Source organism: Streptomyces sp. NPDC052101 (genome assembly GCF_040680235.1).
Classification (GTDB): Bacteria; Actinomycetota; Actinomycetes; order Streptomycetales; family Streptomycetaceae; genus Streptomyces.
The window spans coordinates 1-2,267 of sequence record NZ_JBFAWH010000111.1 but is presented as its reverse complement, the minus strand read 5'-3'; the positions used below and the strand labels follow the sequence as shown (position 1 = coordinate 2,267).

The 2,267-nt window shown below is 70.7% G+C and carries 1 protein-coding gene; it reads right to left on the bottom strand.

Features of this window, described 5'->3' with window-relative positions:
* On the bottom strand, positions 1-1,821 hold a 1,821-nt coding region (locus AB0L75_RS44045), incomplete at its 3' end, for a DEAD/DEAH box helicase family protein (RefSeq protein WP_365191920.1).
* Between the last annotated feature and the right edge of the window lie 446 nt (positions 1,822-2,267).

Genomic DNA, 2,267 nt, shown 5'->3' with positions numbered 1-2,267 from the left:
CCACGCGACGTCACGGTGTGACCAGACCATGCCGAGCGTCTCCAACTGCTGGACGCGTTCGGCGTTCAGGCGGCCGCGGGCGTTGCGATGGCGGGTGTCGGCGATCCACTGTCCGAGCGGGAAGTCTGCGAGCGAGGCCGGCCACCTCTCGCGCACACCCTCGCTCTGCTCTTCGCCCTGGCCATCGGCTTCCTGCTCCCGGCTGTCGGGCACGCGGTACGTGAACGGGATCTTCAGGTCGCCGTGGAGCCGAGTGTAGATGACGGCGGCTTCCACGCCGCGCCGCCAGTGTTCCTTTTCGGGGTTGAGGACCCGGAGGTTGATGAACGCGGCGAGGGCGGCCGGGTCGCGCGGGGTGCTGAACTTCAGCAGCGCCCGCGCCGGCACCGAGATAGGGACGCCGTCTTCGCCCTCGGCGCTCTCTTCGTCCTGGCCTCCTGCGCGGCTCTGGACGCCCTTGGAGCGGCTGGGTGCCTGTGGCACGGCCAATGCCTCCACGATGCGGGTGTCGTGCGCCCTGAGCGCTTCCAGCAGCTTCGCCAGGCCGCCGTACGCCTTGCTGGTGAGCATGTTGTCGGCCGTCTCGCCGGGCCCGAGCAGGATCGGCACCACGAGCGAGGCGGTCTTGCCTTCCCCGGGCTGGATGCGCAGGGCGCGGCCGACGGCTTGGACGAGGTCGGGCATGGAGCCGCGGACGTCGGCGAAGTAGACGCTGTCGCAGTTCTTGGTGTCGACGCCCTCGCCCAGGACCTTCGCCGAGCCCAGGAAGCGCCTGGCCGCGTCCGTGCCGCCGCCGAACTCGTCCAGCACGCGGCGCCGGTGGGCCGGTGGGTGATCGCCGCAAAGCCAGTCGGCCCAGACCGCGCCCGGGTACAGCTGGGGGTCGTCCGCGTGCAGCCGGGTGGCGACGCCGGGCAGGCCGGCCGCGAAGGCCTCGGCTTCCTTGACCAGGTGGTGGAAGACCAGCGTCCTACGGAAGTCCTCCTCGGCCGCCGCCTTCACCAGCGCCGTCTGAAGAGCCGCGAGCCGCGCACCGCGCACCTCGTCCGACCGCCCGTCCACGCCCAGCAACCGAGCAGCCTGGAGCTGGGTGTCCGTGATGTCCACGCACACCACCTGATACGGCGCACAGACACCCCAGTTGATCGCCTCGGACAACGTCAGGGTGTAGCAGCGCGCCCCGAACGGCCCGTCCGCATCATCCTCCATCGAGGCAACCAGCTCACCGGGTGCCCCCGGCTCGGTGTCGTCGTTCAGTTGCCACAGCCGGGGTGTGGCCGTCATGTACAGCCGGCGCAGGGCGGGGATGCGGGTGTTGTCGTGGACGACCGCCCAGGGCTTGCCGATCCGCCCCGAGGTCCGGTGTGCCTCGTCCACGACGACCAGGTCCCAGCCCGGAAGGCCGGCCGCGTGCGCCCGTTCCAGCGTGCCGAGGCCGAGCGAGGCGTACGTGGCGAACGCAGTCACCTTGTCGAACGGCCGCACCCAGTCGACCAGCTCCTTCACCGCCGTGGTGTTCGGGAAGACTGCCTGATCCCCGCGCAGGGACGACACCCCGATCATCAGCCCCTTGCGGCCTCCCTCATGCCACTCGGCCTGGGTCTGCGTGAGCAGGTCCAGCGAGGGCACCAGCACCAGCACCCGGCCCGCCCCCAGTTCCTCCGCGCTGCGCACGGCCACCAGGGTCTTGCCCGAGCCGGTCGCCATGACCACCTGCGTCCGCAGCCCCCGCTCGGGCACAGTCGACCGCGCCGGCAATTCGAGCGCGCGCAGCACCGCGTCGACGGCCTCGCGCTGATGGGGACGGAGAGTCTTCGGCACGTTCCGCTCCTTTGCGGGCCCTGCTGTCGTTGGCGACGCGATCGTGACGTTCTGGTGGGCGTCACGGGTGTCATCCGGTGGGGGATGCTGAGACAAGTTTGGATCCCGGCTTCATTTTGAAGCATACTAGAGAGGCGGCCTCCGTGCCCGATACTGCGCCATGCCTGACAGACAGTCACTTGCAGTCTTGAACCCCGGTCGTCATCTCGCGCCCACCCAGCCTCGGCCCGTCCGCTCCGGGCGTCAGCCCACGGCACCTCTCCCGTAGCCAGCTTGGCCCGCGCCAGCGGGCCCAACGGTCCTGGAGGCGCAGCCGGAAGGACCATCAGGCGGGGAAGCGCAGCGGACCCGGTGCGTCCGGCGCCGCCGTCGGCGTACATGAGGACCAGGACGGAGGCGAGGAACGCCAGCGTCACGAGTTCGGTCCAGGGGGAGCCCGGCAGCCG